The organism is Nocardia rhizosphaerae (assembly GCF_042650365.1).
In the GTDB taxonomy this organism is placed as follows: domain Bacteria; phylum Actinomycetota; class Actinomycetes; order Mycobacteriales; family Mycobacteriaceae; genus Nocardia; species Nocardia rhizosphaerae.
Map to the genome: position 1 here is coordinate 1,577,883 of NZ_JBHSBA010000003.1, position 19,296 is coordinate 1,597,178.

A 19,296-nucleotide genomic window follows, 5' to 3' on the forward strand; every position below is an offset into this window, starting at 1 on the left:
TGAGGACATCCAGAATGCGAAAAATGCTTGCGGCCACCGCGCTGGCGACGGCCGCGCTGGCCGTTGCCGGCGGAACGGCGAACGCGGACACCTTTGTTCCGCTCCCCGACGGTGAGAAGGCCGGCCCCGGTGTGACGATCAAGCGAGTCGGCGAGAGCGCCCTCATCTCGCCCTCGATGGCGGCCAACGGTGCCGGCCGCGTGGCCTGGGTGAGCGGCACTGTGCTCGCCGATGTCACCGAGACCCCCAAGGGCGACCCCCGCCCGTTCGTCGGCGGCAACAACGCCCCCGGCACCAACAACTCCTCCACCCACGGCTCCTCGCGGATCAACACCGGCTACATCGTCGGCTGCCAGGTGAGCATCGCCGACAACGCGATCTCGGCGGGCGTCTCCGGCGGCATCTCCACCAGCGGCGTGAACGCCGGTGGCTCGATCGGTGTCAAGCTCGGTCCCGGCGAGGTGAAGTTCGTCGGCATCGAGGGCTTCGACATCGTCGAGGCCGGTAACTACCACGTCAGCTACAAGGACGTGGAGCTGCAGATCCAGGGTTGCGCCGGCTACGCCCAGGCCCGTTCGTACACCGTCGTGGAAATCATCGGCGACCACTACTCCAAGACCACCCTCTACGGTGCTCCGTTCAGCATCGGCTGACCTGGTCGCCCCTTTCTACGAATAGGAATCTCCTCATGACCATGTTCACGAAGGCTGCCGCCCGGCTGGCCGGCGCCGCCGCCGCGGCGACCGTCGCGCTCGGCCTGTTCTCCACCGGTGCCGCGCACGCAGACACCTTCATCCCGCTGCCCGGCGGTGAGATCACCGAGACGCTGCCCGACGGCACCGCGGTGACCATCCGGCTCACCGACGAGTCGGCCAACATCAGCCCCTCCATGGGCGCGACCCCGCTGCACCGCAACGTCTGGGTCTCCGGCCGCGCCGAGGTGAAGGTCCACGCTGAGCACAACGGCGTCAAGCTGTACCCGGGCTACGTCGTCGGCTGCCAGGTCGACATCTCCGGCGGCGGGGCCACCGGTGGTGCCAATGCTTCCAGCAACTGGGAGGGCAAGGGCAGCGGCGGTGTGACCTCCGGCGGCAACCTGACCCTCGGCCCCGGCCAGGCGTCGACCTTCTGGGTCCTGCAGGTCGAGGGCCCGAACGCCTACGGCGAGCAGGGCTACGTTCCCGCCATCAAGTTCAAGGGCCAGGAGGGCTCGGTGACCTGGGCCGACTCGACCCTCGGCCTGGAAGGCTGCGCGGGCTACGCCCAGGCGCGCGCCTTCGTCGCCGTCGAGGTGACGACCAAGTTCGGTCGTTCCGAAATGCGCCTGTGGGGCCAGCCGTTCAGCCTCGGCTGATCGACGACCGCGACATCGGACCCCGTCGGGGAGCAGTTCGCTCGCCGGCGGGGTCCGTCGTCCATCAGTCCTTGTCGGCGGCGTGATTCGGTGCCGGAATGTGCCGCAGCAGCCCCATCACCAGACCGGCGGCGATGGCGGTGAGCCCGATGCCGACGAGTGAATTCACCTGCAACGCATGGGTGTAGGCCTGGCGCGCGATGGTGGTGAGTTCGGTGCCTAGCGCCTCAGGAAGCGACGCGGCGACCTGTAGAGCCCCAGCGAGGGTGTCCTCGGCCGTGTGCGCGAGCTCGGCGGGCAGCAACCCGGCGGGCAACTCCTGCGCCATCTGCCCGCGATAGACCGCGGTGCCGATACTGCCGATCACCGCCACGCCGAGCGCGGCCGACAGTTCCTGCCCGGTCTCGGAGATCGCCGATGCGGCACCGGCCCTGGCCGGATCGACCGCGCCGACGATCAGATCGAGGCCGAGCACGAACATCGGGCTGAGCCCGAGCGAGAACACCACCATCCCGGTGACGATGAGCGCGAGATCGTCGGCGCCGGAGAGCTGGGTGAACAGCGCGTAGCCGAGCATCGCGATCACCAGACCACCGGTCATCAGATAGGCGGGCCGCACCCGCGGCGCGAGCCCGCTCACCACCCCGGCGGCGACCACCATGGCCAGCGCCTGGGGCACCGTCCACAGACCCGCTTCGAACGCCGAAAGCCCGAGCACCAGTTGCAGATACTGCGACAGCAGCAGGAACAGCCCGCCCATCGCCAGCATGGCGACCATCAGCGCTACCAGTGATCCGCTGAACCGCACATTGCCGAACAGTCCGAGATCGATCAGCGGATCGGTGAGCCTGCGCTGCCGCACCACGAACGCCGTGCCGAGCACCAGCCCGCCTGCCAGCACCGCGAGGGCCTCGACCGCCCAGCCGTCCTTGGCCAGCTCCTTGATGCCGTAGATCACGGCCATCACCGACAGCAGCGACAGCAGCGCGCTGAGCACATCCAGCTTCCCTGGGTTCGGATCCTTGTACTCCGGCAACAGGATCGGGCCCGCCACCAGCAACAACACCATGGCGGGCACCGCGACCAGGAACACCGAGCCCCACCAGAAGTTCTCCAGCATCGCGCCGCCGACCAGCGGCCCGATCACCATGCCGATCATGAAGCTGGTCATCCACACGCTGATCGCGGTGGTGCGCTGCCGGTCGTCGTGGAACATGTTGCGGATCAGCGCCAGCGTCGACGGCATCAGCGTGGCGCCCGCGATCCCGAGCAGCGCCCTGGTGCCGATGAGGCCCGCCGCGCTGGTGGAGTAGGCGGCGATGATCGAGGCGACGCCGAAGGCGAAGGCCCCGATCATCAGCAGCCTGCGCCTGCCGATCCGGTCACCGACGGTGCCCATCGTGATGAGGAATCCGGCCACCAGGAACCCGTAGATGTCGAGAATCCACAGCAACTGCGTGCTGCTCGGCCGCAGCGCCTCGCTGATATGCGGAATGGCGAGATAGAGCACGCTCAGATCCATCGAGATCAGCAGCGTCGGCAGAGCGAGCACGCCGAGCCCGATCCACTCTTTGACGCCTGCCTTGTCGGTGGGCTCGGTGGCCGTCTGTTCGGGCTGGGTGGAGGTCACGGAATCGACGGTACCGACGGCCACCGACAAGTTGCCACGCGTTTTCGGCGGCGGTCGGCGGGGAAGTCGGTGGACAACACGCGGCGAATGCCGTCAGCATGGGCGCGGTGTCCTCTCGCAACGAACAGATCGAACTCGTCGACGCGACCGGCCGTGGGGAGCCGGATCCGCCGTTTCCCTGGGCGGCGGCCATCGACTCCACCTACTCCACCCGCGACGCCATAGACGCGCTGGCGCTCGCGCCGTTCCTGCGTGGTGACCAGCCCTTCGCCCGGCAGGCGCACCTGGATCGGGTGCGGCCCGACGCGCCGCTGCGGCCCGCCGATTCCCGGATCGTGCGCTCGGTCGCCGACGACGACAGCAGCGCCGTGCTCGCCGCCGGTGACGGTTGGTCGCTGCGGGCGGTGCGCTGGGCGGGCGGCTCGGCCACGATCGAGGTGACAGCCGCGCGGGACGAACTCGCGGTGGCGGTCCTGGCCGCCGCGACCGCGGGCGCGGTGCAGCCACCCGGCGCCGATACCACCGTGGAGATGGGTTTCTGGCATATGGACTCGCGGCGGCCGCTGCGCAGGCGGCGCCGGATCACCGCGCCGGACTGGCCGCAGATCCGCGGCAATTACGCGGCGGGCGTTGCCGCGAGCCTGGACCGGTTGATGGCGCTCGAGGTCGCCGATATCCGGGGCAGGCTGGTGCTGCTGCACGGTGAGCCGGGAACCGGCAAGACCACCGCGCTGCGCGCACTCGCGCGGGCGTGGGCGCCGTGGTGCCAGGTGGACTGTGTCGTCGATCCCGAGGAACTGTTCAGTAACCCCGGCTATCTGATGGAGGTCGCGGCGGGCGCCGACGGTGACGACGCGGGCCGATGGCGGCTGCTGGTTTTGGAGGACTGCGACGAGCTGATCCGCGGCGAGGCGAAAGAGGCGGCGGGACAGAAACTCTCGCGGCTGCTCAATCTCACCGACGGCATGCTCGGCCAGGGCAGGAACGTGCTGATCGCGATCACCACCAACGAGGACCTGTCCCGCCTGCACCCCGCCGTCGTACGGCCGGGACGCTGCCTGGCCCAGATCGAGGTCGGACGGCTGTCGGTCGTCGAGGCCGTGGACTGGCTGGCCGGGCAGGACTGCCCGGCCGGTGATCCGATCGACGCGCGGGGCGCGACGCTGGCCGAACTGGTCGCCCGGCGCGACGGCGAGATCATGATCGCCTCGGCCGATGACCGGTCGACGAGTGTCGGTATGTATCTGTGATCACGGCTGTGCCGCGGTGTCGTCCTGCGGCCTTGCATTGGCTCTGATCAGCTCGGACAGGTGCAGGCCCGCGTGCTCGAGCGGTTCAGTGCTCTGCTTGGCCAGCGACATCACCACCGCGCCCTCGATGGTGGCGATGACCGTCGTCGCCAGTGACTTCGCCGTGTCGGGGGCGATGTGCTCCGCGCGCAAGCGGCTCTCCAGCGCCTGCTCCCACTCCGTGAAGGCAGCGCCCGCGGCGTCGGCGGCGGCGGGCGCTTCCAACCGGCCCAGAGCGGCGGCCACGATCGGGCAGCCCGCGAGGAAGCCGCTGGACTCGACGATCTGTTTCCAGGTGTCGGCGAAGGCGTTGATGGTGGCCTCCGTCGTGCCGCCACGGCCGAAGGTCTCGATCAGCGTCGTGGTCGCCCGGCCGGAGACCCGGGTGGCCTCGGCGATCAGCTCCGACTTGCCTCCGGGGAAGTTGAGGTAGATCGTGCGGCGCGAGAGCCCGCTGTGTTCGAGCAGCTGGGCGACGCCGGTACCGGCCACGCCGCGCCTGCGCACCAGATCGATCGCGCTCTGCACCAGTCCGTCGCGTGCGGCCATCCGGCGTCCTTTCGGTCGGTTCGATTGAAGTATACCGATTGGTATACTACGGTTCGGGAAGTACACCGATCGGTGTACTTCCCGTGATTCGCGGAGGAGCCGACCATGACCGCCCTGACCGATCCGCTCACCCTGCCCTGCGGCCAGGTGCTGGGAAACCGGCTGATGAAGGCCGCGCTGAGCGAAGGCCTCGGCACCGCCGACGGCGCGCCCGACGAACGACTCGACCGGCTCTACCACCGATGGAGTGCGGGTGGCTTCGGTGTGATCGTCACCGGAAACGTGATGGTCGATCGCGATCATCTCGGCGAGCCAGGCAATGTCGTGATCACCGACGAGCGTCACCTCGATGATCTGCGCCGCTGGGCGGCGCGGGCGAGAGCGGGTGGAGCCAAGCTGTGGATGCAGATCAATCACCCCGGTAGGCAGGCGAACCCGCTGGCGAGCCGGGCGCGGCCGGTGGCGCCGTCGGCGATCGCGGTCGGCCTGCCAGGGGTACCCGCGCCCCGCGCGCTCACCGCCGCCGAGATCGTCGACATCATCGGGCGCTTCGCCACCACCGCGCGGATCGCCGAGCGCGCCGGTTTCGACGGTGTGCAGATCCACGGCGCGCACGGCTACCTGGTGTCGCAGTTCCTGTCGCCGCTGGCCAATCGGCGCGACGACCGCTGGGGCGGTGATCCGCAGCGGCGGGCCCGTTTCGTGGTCGAGGTCGTCCGTGCCATCAGAGCGGCGGTCTCGCCCGGCTTCGCGGTCGCGATCAAGCTGAACTCCGCGGACTTCCAGCGGGGCGGATTCACCGAGGAAGAGTCACATGACGTAGTCGGCGCGCTCGCCGCCGAGCGGCTCGACCTCATCGAAATCAGCGGCGGCAGTTACGAATCGCCCGCCATGATAGGTAGGCCCGCCGCGCGTTCGGCCGGCACGGCCGCCAGGGAGGCGTACTTCCTCGAGTACGCGCGGTCGGTGCGGTCGGTCGCGGGCACCGTGCCGCTGGCGGTGACCGGCGGGTTCCGCTCCCGCGCCGCGATGCTCGACGCGGTGAGCGCGGGGGAGTGCGATGTGATCGGTCTCGGTCGTCCCAGTGCCGTGACGCCCGGCGCCGCCGCCGACATCCTGCACCAGCGGATCGAGCGGCTCCCCGCGCGCAGCATCTCGCTCGGCCTGCCTGCGCGGGTGGCCACCCTGCCCAATGTCAAGAGCCTCGAGGGTGCGCTCGACCTGCAATGGCACACCGATCAGCTGCACCGCCTCGGTGCGGGCGCCGACCCGGATCCCGCGCGCACGCCCTGGCTCACCGCGGCCGCCATGCTCAAACACCATGGGGTCGATGCGTTTCGGAGCAGGCGGGGTGCCGGCGCACCAGCGCCGAGGGATCCCGCGCTGCGCAAGTTCGAGTTCGAACGGGCGGTCGGCCGCTACCTCGCCAACCCGGCCGTGCGCGCGCTGGGCCGGATCGGCATTCGCACCACCTTCGCCACCGAGCTGGAGACCACCGGCCGCAAATCCGGTGAGCTGAGAGTGGTTCCGGTGTCGGTGTCCTTCGACGACACCGGGGCGTGGGTGATCAGCCAGCACGGAACCAGGTCCGGGTGGGCGGCCAATATCGGTGCCGAACCGAAAGTCCGGGTGCGCCAGGGTGATCGGTGGCGCTCCGGGGTCGCTGAACTGCGCCCCGACGACGACGTCGTGGCAAGGGCCCGCGGCTTCGCGCCGAATCCGGTACTCGCCGGACTCACCGCGGCCACCTTCCGCGCCCTGCAGAGCACGCCGATCTCGGTGCGGATCACCTTCACCGACTGACGACGTTCGCGGCGGCCGCGCAGGCCAGGGTGAGCACCAGCGGCACGATCAACGCCGCGGTGAGCGGGATCAGCGCGGCCAGCCAGCCGATCGCCGCGGGCCCGGCGAGCAGGCCGAGGTAGCCGATGGTGAACACCCCGGACATGTCGGTGGCCGCTGTTGTGCCGCCGAGATTGCCCGCGGTGGTGAAGATCTGCGGTACGCCACCGGCCAGTCCGAGCCCACACAGTGCCCAGCCGAACAGGGTCAGCGGCAGCACCGGCGAGGCGATCACCACGGCGAGGCCGGTGGCGGCCAGCAGACTGCCGAAGCGGACAACGGCGACCGGTCCGATCGCCCCGCTCACCCGATCGGCACCGAACCGGCCGAGCGTCATCGCCGCCGAGAACGCGCCGAAGGCCAGCGCGGCCGCGGACTCGGGGACGCCGAGGTGTTCGCGGGCCTGTAGCGCGCTCCAATCGGCGGCAACGCCTTCGGCGAGCAGCAGCACGAAGGCGATGACGCCGAGCGACAACACCTTTCGGCGCCGATCGGCGGCTGATCGCGGCGTGTGCGGTGTGGGCCGCGCGGGATCGGCATCGGCGGGCCGTGGATCGAACGACGGTGGTCGCGGTCCGCCGCTCGCCTCGGCGGGCTCCGGTCGATGGTCGCCCGGTGTGGCCGACCCTCGGGGTCGGTCTTGCGGCTGCGAGACCGCACCATGCCGGTGATGCCGGATCAGATGTGGCACCAGCAGCGCTGTCGTGATCAGTCCGCCGACTCCGGCGCAGGTCAAGGTCAGCTGCGGCGACCAGCCTGCCCGCTGGGTGGCCGCGCCGACCAAGGCGCCGGCGAAGCCGCCCCCGGAGAACATCGCGTGGAACGCCGACATGATCGGGCGGTGGTATTCCCGTTCGACGAGCACCGCCTGCGTGTTCATCGAGACATCGAGGGCGCCGTTGCCGAAGCCGAAGCAGGCCAGCGCGATGCCAAGGGTGACCGGCCCGGTCGCCAGCGCCGGTCCGAGCACCGTCACCGAGATCGCGCTCGCGGCCACGGCAACCAGGGTCCGGCTGCCGAGCCGGTCCGCGGCCGGTCCGGCCAGCCGCATCCCGACCAGCGCCGCCCCGGCCAGCAGCAGCACGAACATCCCGAGCAGCGAGGCCGAGACCCCGGTCCGATCGGTGATGGCGGGGATGTGGACCACCCACATGGCGAGCAGGAACCCGTTGAGTGTGAACGCGCCGAATACCGCGGCTCTGGCCGACCGGAGCTCTCGGCCGATCATCGCTGAGGTCACCGAATCGACGGTACCGGCCGAACCGCCGCGGCGTACCTCACCGATGCGGCGGGCCAGGTGTGCTTGGCTTGGGACGCCCAGCTGGTCCCGTGACGATGGAGGTATGTGCCGTGTTCTCCGCCGACTCCTATCTCGTTCCCGCCGCACCGGACGACTACCTGTCGGTTCGCGCCATGACCGTACGCGGCACGAACACCGAAATCGGTTCCGACCTGGGTGGTCTGGCCCAGCGCGACTATCACGCGGCCATCGCGCCCTACGCCGATCCCGCCTATGGCCGCGGCAGGCTCGCCTACCTCGACCGCAACTATCCGGCCCTCGGTGCACGGGCGCGCGGGGTCGCCGACGCCTTCGGCGTCTCGGCCTCGCTCGACGAGCACGACACGACCACGCTGGCCTTCGATGTGCCCGGTGGGGTGCCGGGCTGCTCACTGGTGTGGTTCCCGCCCACCCTCACCAGCACCGGCAGGCCGATGTTCGGCCGCAATATGGACTGGTTCATCGGCCCGCTCAGCACCCAGCTCGGCCTCGCGCCCGGCCCCGACGAACATCCCTCCTGTTCACGAGCCATCCTGCTCACCACCGTGCCCGCCACCGGCCGCCCGGTAGCCACCCTCGGCAGCCACGATCTGCTCAATCCCGCGCTGGACGGAGTCAACGACGCGGGCCTGATGATGGCGGTGCTGGTCGACCACTCCGACCGTGGCAATGTCGGGGCGAGCCTGACCGGCGGCTACACCAGCGGGCTCACCGCGCTGCAGGTGCCCGGCTGTGTGCTCAGCGCCGCCGCCACGGTCGCGGAAGCCAAGACCACCGTGCTGACGCAGTCGATCTTCTGCGCGGGCGCAACGAACATGCACTGGTTCATCGCCGACGCGCACGGCGCGGCCACCGTGCTCGAGATCGACGGCGATTCGCGGCAGTACCGGTTCATCGATGCCGAGCCGGACCGGCCGTTCGTGGTGACCAACCACGCGCTGCACCGGTACCCGACCATCGACACGTTCCCGCAGTCACCGATCGGGGCCGAACACAATTCGTTCGTCCGTTACCAGGTGCTCACCGATGCCATCGCCGCCCATCGCGGCCCGTGGACGCCGGCCGACATCAGCGCCCTGCTCGACGTCGTGCTGTGCGCCTACGTCGACGACAAGGCCGCCGGGATCGCGGGCAGCGTGCCCGAGCGCACGCTGTGGCACTACCTGGCCGACCCGGTCGAGCGCGGCTACCGATTCCGGTTCTATCAGCGCGATCTCGACCAGGAACCGGGCACCAACCATCTGCGGATCCGGCGCACCGAGCCGATCGCGTGGGACCTCGGCGGCGCGCTCGGTGCGGGCTGAGCCCGGCGCGGGCTAGGCTGGAACACGTGGATGCGCTGGCCGGACTGCTGGAAGGTCCGCGGGCACGCGGCGCGTTTCTGATGTGTTCGCTGCTCAACCCGCCGTGGTCGTTGCGGATCCAGGACGAGGCGCCGCTGACAGTGCTCGCGATGATCCGCGGAAAGGCCTGGGTCAGTACCGATTCCCAGCCGCCACGGCAGCTCGCCGGTGGCGATGTCGCGATTTTCCGTGGGCCGCGGCCGTACACGGTGGCCGACGACCCGGCCACCGCACCGCAGATCGTCATCCGCCCCGGTCAGGTCACCACCACTCCCGATGGCGAAGTGCTGTGCGAGACACTGAGTCTCGGCGTTCGGCAGTGGGGCACCGACCCCGACGGCGAGACCCTGATGGTCACCGGCACCTACGAGACGGCGGGCGCGGTGAGCAGACGGCTGCTGCGCGCCCTGCCGCAGCTCGCGGTGCTGCCGCACGGCGAGCTCGACGCCCGCCTGCTGGATCTGCTCGTCGACGAGGCCACCAAGGATCTGCCCGCGCAGACCGCCGTGCTGGACCGGCTGCTCGATCTGGTCCTCATCGCGGCCCTGCGCGCCTGGTTCGCCCGCGCCGACGCCCCGGCCTGGTATCACGCATACAGCGACCCCATGGTCGGCAAGGCGCTGCGGCTGCTGCAGCACAATCCGGCGCACCCGTGGACGGTGGTGGCGCTCGCCGAGGCGGTCGGCATGTCGCGGGCCGCGCTGGCCCGCCGGTTCACCGATCTGGTCGGCGAGCCACCGATGACCTTCCTCACCGAGTGGCGGCTGTCGCTGGCCGCCGACCTGCTCGCCGAATCCGACGCCACGGTCGAGGCGATCGCCCGCCAGGTCGGTTACGGCAGCGCCTTCGCCCTCAGTACCGCGTTCAAACGCCACTTCGGGGTGAGCCCCCGCGACCACCGGCAGGGCACTGCCATGATGAGTGCGTGAACTATCCCGTGCTGTGGCCGATGCCGACCCGCTGGGCCGACAACGACCAGTACGGTCACGTGAACAACGTGACCTACTACTCCTATTTCGACACCGCGGTGAACGGCTGGCTGATGCGCGCCACCGGCACCGACATCACCGCGCTGCCCGCCCTCGGCGTGGTCGCCCAGACCGCGTGCCGCTTCCACGGCTCGGTCAGCTTCCCCGACCGGCTGCAGGTCGGCCTGCGGATCTCCCGGCTCGGGAACTCGAGTATCACCTACGACCTGGCCATCTTCCGCGAAACCGACGCGGGCCTCGAACTCGCCGCGACCGGCGATTTCGTGCACGTGTATGTCGACGCCCAGACCCGCAAGCCGGTGCCGATCCCCGACGTGATCCGCGAAGCCGCCACCGAACTGGTCACCGAGTAGCGAAAGATCGCTGAAGCGGCGAAAGCGGCACAGGCGGACTGGGTGGTCGAGAGAGAAGGTGGAAATCACACCATCTATCGATTGGGAAAGAAACAGATACCCGTCGGTCGACATGCCGAGCTGGGTAATCGGTATGCGGAGATGGTCTACAAGCAGCCGGTGACCGGTGTGCTCGTCACCGGGCCTTGCGGTGCGATCGATGCGCGGGCCAGCGCGCCCAGCTTGGTGTGGTTGAAGACCAGGTTGAGCAGGAACGCCGCTCCGGCGCCGAGGGTGACGCCGCTGTCGAGCAGGATCTGCGCGGAGGTCGGGAACTTGTGGAACATGCCGCTGGTCAGTTCGGGCAGCAGGCCGATGCCGATGGCGGTCGCGGCGATGGTGGCGTTCACCCGGTCGCCGAGGTCGGCTTGGCGCAGCGTGTTCAGGCCGACAACGGCGACCGTCGCGAACAGCACCAGCCCCACGCCGCCGACCACCGGTTTCGGGATCATGGCGACCACCTCGCCGATCCGCGGGACCAGCCCGAGCAGTACCAGGATCGCCCCGCTCACGGCGGTGACATAGCGGCTGTAGACCCTGGTCGCGGCGACCGCGCCGACGTTCTGGTTGAAGATCGTGTCGACGAACGCGGTGAACACCCCGCCGAGCACCCCGGAGAGACCGTCGCCGACCAGGCCGCGCGCCAGATCGCCCTTGCCGACCGGTTTGCCGGTGATCTCGCTGATCGCCAGCATGCTCGCCGTCGATTCGGCGAACACCACGGCCATCACGATGCTCATCGCCACCACCGCGGTCACCGGGAATTCCGGGGCGCCGAAGTGGAACGGCTGCGGAATGCCGATCCAGTCGGCGGTGCCGAGCCCGGCGGTCGAGACCAGGCCCATCGGCAGCGCGAGCACGATCCCCGCCGCCAGCGCGATCAGCACGCCCAGCTGTGACCACACGCCGCGCCCGAGGCAGACGAATCCGACCGCGATCAGCACCACCACGGCGGCCAGCCCGATATTCGACGGCGCGGCGAAACCTGCCGCCTCGGGATCGGTACCGATGATCAGGCCCCCGGCGACCCCGATCAGCGAGACGCCGACCACCGTGAGCACGGTGCCGGTGACCAGTGGCGGGAAGAACCGCACCACCCTGGCGAACGGCCACGCCAGCGCCACGCCGACGACGCCGCCGATCAGCATCGACCCGTACACGGCCTCGAGCCCGTACTCCTTGGCGATCAGGATCATCGGGTTCAGGCCGACGAAGGTCGCCCCGCAGACGATCGGCAGCCTGGCACCGGCCAGCTTGCCGACGCCGAGGCTCTGGATCAGCGTGATGATGCCGGCGACCAGGAGATCGGCGCTGATCAGCAGACCGATCGTGGCCCGGTCGAGTCCGGCCGCCGCGCCGAACACCAGCGGCACGGTGATACATCCCGTGTACATGATCAGGACGTGCTGGATGCCGAACGCCAGCTGCCGCGCGAACGGCAGCCGGGTGTCGACGGGATGTGCCTCACTCATGCACCCGTTTGTAGCCCGCCATTTTTACCCATGATGAGCACCGTGTTTCGGCGGCGTGACGGAACGGATATATCACTCACACGCGGCTGAGCAGCGTCAACGGGTCCTCCAGGAAGCCCGCGGTGGTCGCGAGGAAGCGGGCGCCGAGCTCGCCGTCGACCAGCCGGTGATCGAAACTCAGCCCGAGCGTGGTCACCCAGCGCACAGCCAGTTCGTCACGGAACACCCACGGCCGCTTGCGGATCGAGCCGAGGCACAGGATCGCGGCCTCGCCCGGATTCACCAGCGGGACCCCGCCCTCGACCCCGAACACCCCGACATTGGTGATGGTGAAGGTGCCGCCGCGCAGGTCGGCGGGGGTGGCGTTGCCGGAGCGGGCGGTTTCGGCCGCGTCGCTGATCTCGCGGCACAGTTCGCGCAGGCTCAGCGCCTGCGCCTCCTTGAGATTGGGGACGAGCAGCCCTCTCTCGGCCGCCACCGCGATCCCCAGATTCACATAGTGTCTGGTGACGATCTCCTGATTCGGCTCGTCCCAGGCGGCGTTGACGCCGGGATGCTCGGCGATCGCGGTGAGCACCGCCTTGGCGACCAGCGCGAGCGGGGTGAGCGTGAGTCCCTCGAAGGACTTCGTGGTGCGCAGGTGGTCGAGCAGTTCCATCGAGGCGGTGCAGTCGACGGTGACGAACGTGCTGGCCTGCGGGATGGTGCGGGCACTTGCCAGCATGGCGGCCGCGGTGCGTTTGCGGATGCCGGTGACCGGGGTGCGTACCTCGCGGGCGGTCGGCTCGATCAGGCCGTCGGCGTGTCCGTTCGCCGGGACCGGCGTGTCCGCCGGTTCGGCCGGGGTGCGCGGGCCCGTCACCGGAACCGCCGACCGCACGTCGTCGACGGTGACGGCGCCCTCCGGTCCCGACCCGGCGACGAACCACAGGTCGATGCCGAGCTCCTTGGCGAGTTTGCGGGCCGCCGGGGTGGCCGCCGCCCGATGACTGCTCGGCGTGGTGGCCGCCATCGCCGCGGGTGCCGGCTTGCGCCGGCGCGAGGTGGCCTCGGCCTCGGGACCGTAGCCGACGAGCACGTCGTTGCGGGTCGGGGCGGCGGGCGGCGGGGTGATCTCGAGATCGTTGCGCACCCGGATCAGCGGCGCGCCGACCGGAATGGTGTCGCCCGGTTCGGCCAGCAGCTCGACCACGACGCCGGAGAACGGCGAAGGCAGGGCCACCACCGCCTTGGCGGTCTCCACCTCGGCGATGGTCTGGTTCAGTTCCACCGTGTCGCCGACCGCGACCGACCAGGAGACCAGGTCGCCGTCGGCGAGACCCTCGCCCAGATCGGGCAGGCGGAACTCGAGCACATGACCGTCGTCGGCGGCTTGCTCCGGCACAGAAGCACCTTTCATCTTCACGCGGCGAGAGTGCGGTCGACCGCCGCCAGTATGCGGTCGGGGTCGGGCAGGTGGTGCTTCTCGAGCTTAGCCGGGGGATAGGGGATGTCGTAGCCGCCGACGCGCAGAACCGGGGCCTCGAGGTGGTAGAAGCAGCGTTCGGTGATCCTGGCCGCGATCTCGGCGCCGAGCCCGGCGAATACCGGCGCCTCGTGCACGACGATCAGCCTGCCGGTTCTGCCGACCGACGCGGCGACGGTGTCCACATCGAGCGGTGAGAGACTGCGCAGATCGATCACCTCCAGCGAATGGCCCTCCCCGGCGGCGATCTTCGCCGCCGTGAGCGCGGTCGCGACGGTGCCGCCGTAGGCGACGACGGTGGCGTCGGTGCCAGGGGCACACACCCTGGCCCGATGCAACGGCAGGTCCGGCTCGGCATCGAAATCGACGTCGGCTTTGTCCCAGTAGCGGCGCTTCGGCTCGAAGAAGATCACCGGATCGTCCAGTGTGATCGCCTGGCGCAGCATCGAATACGCGTCGGCGGGGGTACTCGGCGAGACGACCCGCAGGCCCGCGGTGTGTGCGAAGTACACCTCAGGCGACTCCGAGTGGTGTTCGACCGCGCCGATGCCGCCGCCGAAGGGAATGCGAATGGTCAACGGCGCCTTAACCTTACCGCCGGTGCGGTAGTGGATCTTGGCGACCTGGGAGACGATCTGGTCGAAGGCCGGATAGACGAAGCCGTCGAACTGGATCTCCACCACCGGCCGATAGCCGCGCAGCGCCATGCCGAAAGCCGTTCCGACGATGCCTGATTCGGCGAGCGGCGTGTCGATCACGCGATTGTCGCCGAAGTCCTTCTGCAGGGTGTCGGTGACCCGGAAGACGCCGCCGAGGCGGCCGATGTCCTCGCCGAGCAGCACGACCTTGCTGTCGTCGTCCATCGCCCTGCGCAGGCCGGTATTGAGCGCCGCGGCGAAGGTGGTGATCATGACTGCGCTCCTTCGGCGAGGTAGGCCGCGAACTCCGCGGCTTCCGCTGTGATCAGCGGATGCTCGGTCGCGTAGACGTGCTCGAACAGGGTCATCGGGTCCGGGTCGGGCATCTCGACCGTCGCGGTGCGCACGCGCCGGGCGATGTCGTCGGCGGTGGCGGCGACCTGGTCGGCGAATTCGGGATCGAGCAGCCCTTCGCGGTCGAGCAGCAGGCGCATGCGTTCGATCGGGTCGCGGTGCTCCCAGTACTCGGTGTCGGCGGCGGTGCGGTAGCGGGTCGGGTCGTCGGCGGTGGTGTGCGGGCCCATCCGGTAGGTCATCGCCTCGATGAAGGTCGGCCCGCCGCCACCGCGGGCGCGTTCGACGGCCTGCCGGGTGACGGCGAGGACCGCGAGCACATCGTTACCGTCCACTCCGACACCGGGAATCCCGTAGCCGTCGGCCCGCCGGACCAGCGGCACATGGCTCTGCACGGTGACCGGTTCGCTGATCGCCCACTGATTGTTCTGGCAGAAGAACACCACCGGCGCGGTCCACGCGGCCGCGAAGCCGAGTGCCTCGGCGATATCGCCCTGACTGGTCGCGCCGTCGCCGAAATAGGTGATGGTGGCCAGATCGGCGCCGTCGAGATGGGCGGCGTAGGCGTAGCCGGTGGCGTGCAGGCCCTGTGAGCCGACGACGATATTCGCGTTGGTCATGTGCGCGGTGTCGGGATCCCAGCAGTGGTGGGCCGCGCCGCGCCACAGCCGGGTGAGCTGCTCGGGTGGCACGCCTCGGCAGTAGGCCACCGCGGTCTCGCGATAGGAGCAGAAGACGTAATCGTCGGGGTGCAGAGCGTGTGCCGAGCCGACCTGGGCGGCTTCCTGGCCGAGCAGCGGCGGCCACAGGCCGAGCTGGCCCTGGCGTTGCAGCGCGGTCGCCTCGACGTCGATCCGGCGGGTGATTACCAGGTCCTGATAGAGCTGGCGCAACCGGTCGGCATCGATGTCGGCCACCAGTGCGGCGTGCTCGCGATCGAACACCCGCCTGCCGTCCGGTTGGAGCAGCTGGACCGGGTAGGTCTGTTTCTCCGACATCGAGATCGCCTCCTCTCCACCGCGCCTTGTGGGCGTGATGCGGGTACGACAATCGCTGAGTGCGATGTGTATCACTCAGCATCCACGATAAAGCCGAGTGCGCAAGCGACCGACACGGCTGTGCGCAGAATGCATGGTCTGCGAGGGTTGGGCGCTGTCATACTGCGTTGTATGACCAGTCGCGAACCGGACGTGACGCTCGATGCCACCGACGCGCGGTTGCTGCGGGAACTCATCGCCACCCCCCGCGCGACCGGTGTCGAGCTGGCCGCCCGGCTCGGCCTGTCCCGCAATACCGTGCAGGCGCGGCTGGCCCGCTGGGACAGCAGTGGGGTACTCGGCAGCTTCGAGCGGCGGGTGGAACCACGCGCCCTCGGCTATCCGCTGGCCGCCTTCGTCGCTGTCGTGGTCGACCAGCACCAGCTCGACGCCGTGGTCGACGAACTGGCCGACGTCCCCGAAGTCACCGAGGTCTGCGGGATGACCGGCTCCACCGACCTCACTGTCCGGGTCGTCGCCCGCGACGCCGACGACCTCTATCGCATCGCGGGTCAGATCCTGAAGATCCCCGGCGTGGAACGCACCAACATGGCCCTGGTCATGCGCGAACTCGTCGGCCCACGCACGGGCCCCCTGCTGGACCGGCTCGCGGGGCCGACCTGAGTACTGGACGCCGGTGGTGGCACAGAGCTATGCGATGGTGTACGCCTCGTCGCCGAATCGCGCGACGATCTGGATTTCGCCGCCGAGTGCTTCGACATACTTGCGAATCGTCTCGATGCGCGACCGCTCGATCTCGCCGTGCTCGATCTTCGACACGGTGCGTTGCCCGATGCCGATCTTGTTGCCCAGCTCGGTCTGATTGAGTTGTTGGGCTTCGCGAAGCTCGGCGAGCCGGTAGGCGCGCTCCACCGACCGCATCTTCTTCCGTGTCGCCGCTACTCTCGCCGGGTCGTATCCGCCACGCGGATGGCGAGACTGGCCGGTTTCGTATAGCTCCATCAGTCCAGTCTTCCTATGTGCTCATCGAAAATGCGGTCGGCGATCGGGATGTTCACTCGATACCACTGCTGCCACTGGTTGGTCTTGTCGCCGGCAATCAGCAGGATCGCCGACCGTTTCGGGTCGAATGCGAAAATTATCCTTGCATTGGACCCGGGGACACGTAGCTCCTTCATTTCGAGTGTCGTGATGCCCGTAGGGTGTCGACCCATGGGCGGCCGAGCGCTGGTCCTCGTGCCTCCAATTCCTGACGCGCTGCTTCGTAGTGGTCGAACATGACATCGTCCAAGCTGTCTACCCAGTTGAGTACCTGCTTGGTGAGATAGATGCGCCAGCCCACCGGCCTCAGATTACCACCTGCAAGGTCTAGAACCTATGGGTGGTATCGGTGACTCAGTCGGCGCTCGGGAGGAAGCGGCGGATGGCCAGGCCGGCGAGCAGGGCCCAGAAGGCGCCGCCGATGCCGAGGAAGGTGGTGCCCGCGGCGGCGACGAGGAAGGTGACCAGGCCGGCGATGCGGTGGCCGGGGTCGCTGAGCGCGCCGGTGAGGGCGGCGGCGAGGGTGGCGAGCAGGGCGAGACCTGCCACGGTTTCGACGGTGCCCGCCGGCGCTGCGGCGATGAGGGTGACCAGGGCGGCCGAGGCGAGGCCGAGGACCAGGTAGGTCATGCCCGCGGTGGCGGCGGCGATCCAGCGGCGCTTCGGATCCGGGCTCGCGCTCGGCGCCGCCGCCAGCGCGGCACTCACCGCGGCGAGGTTGATCGCGTGCCCACCCGCGCCCGCCCCCGCGATGGTGCCGATACCGGTGACCAGCATCGACGGACGCCACGGAACCTGGTAGCCGAACGAGCGCATCACCGCGACGCCGGGAATGTTCTGCGAAGCCATGGTGACGATGTAGAGCGGCACCGCGATGCCGACGATGGCCTGCCAATGCCATTGCGGGGCAGTCCATTCCACCGCGGGTACCATGCTCGCCAGGTCGAGGTGACGGTCCCGCGACGCGATATCGATCCCGGTGCCGACCGCCGCGGTCGCGAACGCCGCCAACACCGCCCATTTCGGCGCGAACCGCTGCAACGCCAGCCACACCGCGATGACCGGCACCACCACCGCGGGTGAGGTCTGCAGCGCGGTCACCGGCGCCAGGCACAGCGGTATCAGTACGCCGGCGAGCATCGCCTGCGCGATCGGCACCGGGATGGCCGCGACCAGGGCGCCGAGCCGCTGCCACAGCCCGGTGATCACGATCAGCAGACCGGTCACCGCGAACGCCGCCACCGCGCCTGCCCAGCCACCGGTGACCAGTCCGGTGCCCGCCAGCAGCGCCGCGCCCGGTGTCGACCAGGCGGCGGTGATCGGGATCCGGTACCGGAAGCTGAGCACCAGGATGGCGACGCCCTGGGTGAAACACAGGATCAGCAGCCCCGACGCCGCCTGTGCCGGACTCGCCCCCACTGCCCGCAGCCCGCTCAGCACCACCGCGAACGTGCTGGTGAACCCGACCAGTGCTGTGATCGCGCCCGCTCCGAGCGGCACGGCGATACTGGTCCGCTCCTCGGTGATCTCCTCGGGTGCGGTGGTGGTGACCTGCGACATTGTGCCGATATTGCCGCGCGGAAGTTTCGCTGTCGCCAGCCAGTCCCCGAAAACTGGCCTGATCGGTGTCGGTCACGACAGGTCCAGTTCTGGTCCCTGGGACCTTTCGATGCGCGGTTCCGGCAGCACGATCGAGCGCCTGTCGTGGCAGCAACCGGTCGTCGGTCGGGCGTGGAGCAGGAGTTCGGCACCGTGCGGGGTTTCGTGCTGCGTAGGGTGGCTGGATCGGGGGAGTCCGGCAGGTGCGGCAGCAGCGAAGGAGTAGGCGTGGGCGTGGTGTTGATCTCCCCGGAGGAACTCCGGGAAGAACTGGCGGGCAGGAAGATCCATCTGCTCGATGTGCGGTGGGCGCTGGGTGACCCGGATGGCCCACAGCACTATCTGGACGGGCACATCCCCGGCGCGATCTTCGTCGACATGGAGACCGAACTCGCCGCCGCTCCTTCCCCCGCGCGTGGACGGCATCCGCTGCCCGATCCCGGCACTTTCGAGAAGTATGCCCGCAGCTGGGGGCTCGGTGCGGGTGAGCCGGTGGTCGTCTACGACGCGACCGGTGGCATGGCCGCGGCCAGGGCCTGGTGGCTGTTGCGCTGGGCCGGTGTCGAGAACGTGCGCATCCTCGATGGTGGCCTGCCCGCCTGGACCGCCGCGGGCGGCGGGCTCGCCACCGGTGCCGAGCCGGACCCCGCCCCCGGTGACCTGATCGTGCGCCCCGGCACGCTCCCGGTGATCGATGCCGACGCGGCCGCGAAGTGGCCGGGCGTGCTCCTCGATGCCAGGGCGGGCGAGCGCTTCCGCGGTGAGGTCGAACCGGTCGACCCACGTGCCGGTCACATCCCAGGCGCGCACAGCGCCCCGACCACCGAAAACCTCGACAGCACCGGCCGATTCCGCTCCGCCGCCGACCTGCGCGCCCGCTTCACCGCGTTCGGCGACGGCCCGGTGGCGGTGTACTGCGGCTCCGGCGTCACCGCCGCCCACCAGATCGCCGCCCTCGCCGTCGCGGGGATCCCGGCCACCCTCTACCCGGGCTCGTGGTCGCAATGGTCCAACGACCCGAAGCGCCCGGCGGCCACCGGGGCCTGACCGCGGCATCCGGAC

At 69.6% G+C, this 19,296-nt stretch carries 19 protein-coding genes; 9 read left to right on the forward strand and 10 right to left on the reverse strand.

Annotated elements, in window-relative coordinates; all coding sequences use genetic code 11:
• The first annotated feature begins 23 nt into the window (after positions 1 to 23).
• Both ACFOW8_RS09020 and ACFOW8_RS09025 read left to right on the forward strand, forming a co-directional pair.
• Positions 24 to 653: an MspA family porin gene (locus ACFOW8_RS09020; RefSeq protein WP_378548205.1), complete on the forward strand. Its 630-nt coding sequence runs from the start codon at positions 24 to 26 to the stop codon at positions 651 to 653.
• 41 nt (positions 654 to 694) lie between these two features.
• On the forward strand, positions 695 to 1,354 hold the full coding sequence (locus ACFOW8_RS09025) for an MspA family porin (RefSeq protein ID WP_378548593.1): 660 nt from the start codon (positions 695 to 697) through the stop codon (positions 1,352 to 1,354).
• A gap of 64 nt (positions 1,355 to 1,418) precedes the next feature.
• On the opposite strand, the gene ACFOW8_RS09030 is transcribed toward ACFOW8_RS09025, so the two are convergent.
• Entirely contained in the window at positions 1,419 to 2,984 is a 1,566-nt protein-coding gene (locus tag ACFOW8_RS09030; RefSeq protein WP_378548208.1) for an MFS transporter, read from the reverse strand.
• A gap of 98 nt (positions 2,985 to 3,082) precedes the next feature.
• On the opposite strand from ACFOW8_RS09030, the gene ACFOW8_RS09035 reads away from it, so the two are divergent.
• Positions 3,083 to 4,234: a DUF5925 domain-containing protein gene (locus tag ACFOW8_RS09035; RefSeq protein ID WP_378548211.1), complete on the forward strand. Its 1,152-nt coding sequence runs from the start codon at positions 3,083 to 3,085 to the stop codon at positions 4,232 to 4,234.
• On the opposite strand, the gene ACFOW8_RS09040 is transcribed toward ACFOW8_RS09035, so the two are convergent.
• A complete protein-coding gene (locus ACFOW8_RS09040) occupies positions 4,235 to 4,822 on the reverse strand; it encodes a TetR/AcrR family transcriptional regulator (protein WP_378548214.1) in 588 nt (195 codons plus the stop codon).
• Between the two features lie 105 nt (positions 4,823 to 4,927).
• Here ACFOW8_RS09040 and ACFOW8_RS09045 point away from each other — a divergent pair, with 105 nt between their 5' ends.
• Positions 4,928 to 6,625 carry a nitroreductase family deazaflavin-dependent oxidoreductase gene (locus ACFOW8_RS09045; protein ID WP_378548217.1) on the forward strand — a complete coding sequence of 566 codons (1,698 nt, stop codon included), beginning with the start codon at positions 4,928 to 4,930 and terminating at the stop codon, positions 6,623 to 6,625.
• Here the strand turns inward: ACFOW8_RS09045 and ACFOW8_RS09050 are convergent.
• Positions 6,615 to 7,892, reverse strand: coding sequence for an MFS transporter (locus tag ACFOW8_RS09050; protein WP_378548596.1), 1,278 nt, complete (start codon positions 7,890 to 7,892; stop codon positions 6,615 to 6,617). The two genes, ACFOW8_RS09045 and ACFOW8_RS09050, sit on opposite strands and share 11 nt — an antisense overlap.
• A gap of 122 nt (positions 7,893 to 8,014) precedes the next feature.
• Here ACFOW8_RS09050 and ACFOW8_RS09055 point away from each other — a divergent pair, with 122 nt between their 5' ends.
• From ACFOW8_RS09055 to ACFOW8_RS09065, 3 genes are read left to right on the forward strand one after another with little or no spacing between them, the layout of a single operon-like run.
• Positions 8,015 to 9,247, forward strand: coding sequence for a linear amide C-N hydrolase (locus ACFOW8_RS09055; protein ID WP_378548220.1), 1,233 nt, complete (start codon positions 8,015 to 8,017; stop codon positions 9,245 to 9,247).
• A gap of 26 nt (positions 9,248 to 9,273) precedes the next feature.
• Complete coding sequence (locus ACFOW8_RS09060; RefSeq protein WP_378548223.1) at positions 9,274 to 10,215, forward strand: AraC family transcriptional regulator; 942 nt, start codon at positions 9,274 to 9,276, stop codon at positions 10,213 to 10,215.
• A gap of 20 nt (positions 10,216 to 10,235) precedes the next feature.
• On the forward strand, positions 10,236 to 10,628 hold the full coding sequence (locus ACFOW8_RS09065) for an acyl-CoA thioesterase (protein WP_378548599.1): 393 nt from the start codon (positions 10,236 to 10,238) through the stop codon (positions 10,626 to 10,628).
• A 146-nt stretch (positions 10,629 to 10,774) separates the two neighbouring features.
• Here the strand turns inward: ACFOW8_RS09065 and ACFOW8_RS09070 are convergent, their stop codons facing one another.
• The 4 genes from ACFOW8_RS09070 to pdhA form a co-directional block, all read right to left on the reverse strand.
• Positions 10,775 to 12,139 (reverse strand): uracil-xanthine permease family protein, encoded by a 1,365-nt coding sequence (locus ACFOW8_RS09070; protein WP_378548226.1) that lies wholly within the window; start codon positions 12,137 to 12,139, stop codon positions 10,775 to 10,777.
• Between the two features lie 76 nt (positions 12,140 to 12,215).
• On the reverse strand, positions 12,216 to 13,538 hold the full coding sequence (locus ACFOW8_RS09075; RefSeq protein WP_378548601.1) for a dihydrolipoamide acetyltransferase family protein: 1,323 nt from the start codon (positions 13,536 to 13,538) through the stop codon (positions 12,216 to 12,218).
• A gap of 2 nt (positions 13,539 to 13,540) precedes the next feature.
• Positions 13,541 to 14,515, reverse strand: coding sequence for an alpha-ketoacid dehydrogenase subunit beta (locus tag ACFOW8_RS09080; RefSeq protein ID WP_378548229.1), 975 nt, complete (start codon positions 14,513 to 14,515; stop codon positions 13,541 to 13,543).
• On the reverse strand, positions 14,512 to 15,594 hold the full coding sequence (gene pdhA / locus ACFOW8_RS09085) for a pyruvate dehydrogenase (acetyl-transferring) E1 component subunit alpha (RefSeq protein ID WP_378548232.1): 1,083 nt from the start codon (positions 15,592 to 15,594) through the stop codon (positions 14,512 to 14,514). The genes ACFOW8_RS09080 and pdhA overlap by 4 nt, the downstream gene beginning before the upstream one ends.
• A gap of 171 nt (positions 15,595 to 15,765) precedes the next feature.
• Between pdhA and ACFOW8_RS09090 the strand changes: the two genes are divergently transcribed.
• The gene (locus ACFOW8_RS09090; RefSeq protein WP_378548235.1) at positions 15,766 to 16,257 is read left to right on the forward strand and encodes an Lrp/AsnC family transcriptional regulator; all 492 of its coding nucleotides are present in this window, start codon (positions 15,766 to 15,768) and stop codon (positions 16,255 to 16,257) included.
• A 27-nt stretch (positions 16,258 to 16,284) separates the two neighbouring features.
• Here ACFOW8_RS09090 and ACFOW8_RS09095 read toward each other — a convergent pair whose 3' ends face one another.
• From ACFOW8_RS09095 to ACFOW8_RS09105, 3 genes are all read right to left on the reverse strand, one after another.
• Complete coding sequence (locus ACFOW8_RS09095; protein ID WP_378548238.1) at positions 16,285 to 16,506, reverse strand: helix-turn-helix domain-containing protein; 222 nt, start codon at positions 16,504 to 16,506, stop codon at positions 16,285 to 16,287.
• A gap of 89 nt (positions 16,507 to 16,595) precedes the next feature.
• Positions 16,596 to 16,772 carry a type II toxin-antitoxin system RelE/ParE family toxin gene (locus ACFOW8_RS09100; RefSeq protein ID WP_378548241.1) on the reverse strand — a complete coding sequence of 59 codons (177 nt, stop codon included), beginning with the start codon at positions 16,770 to 16,772 and terminating at the stop codon, positions 16,596 to 16,598.
• Between the two features lie 217 nt (positions 16,773 to 16,989).
• Positions 16,990 to 18,195 (reverse strand): benzoate/H(+) symporter BenE family transporter, encoded by a 1,206-nt coding sequence (locus tag ACFOW8_RS09105; protein WP_378548244.1) that lies wholly within the window; start codon positions 18,193 to 18,195, stop codon positions 16,990 to 16,992.
• Positions 18,196 to 18,474: 279 nt separating this feature from the next.
• Between ACFOW8_RS09105 and ACFOW8_RS09110 the strand changes: the two genes are divergently transcribed.
• Positions 18,475 to 19,281, forward strand: coding sequence for a sulfurtransferase (locus tag ACFOW8_RS09110; RefSeq protein ID WP_449289764.1), 807 nt, complete (start codon positions 18,475 to 18,477; stop codon positions 19,279 to 19,281).
• Positions 19,282 to 19,296: the final 15 nt, after the last annotated feature.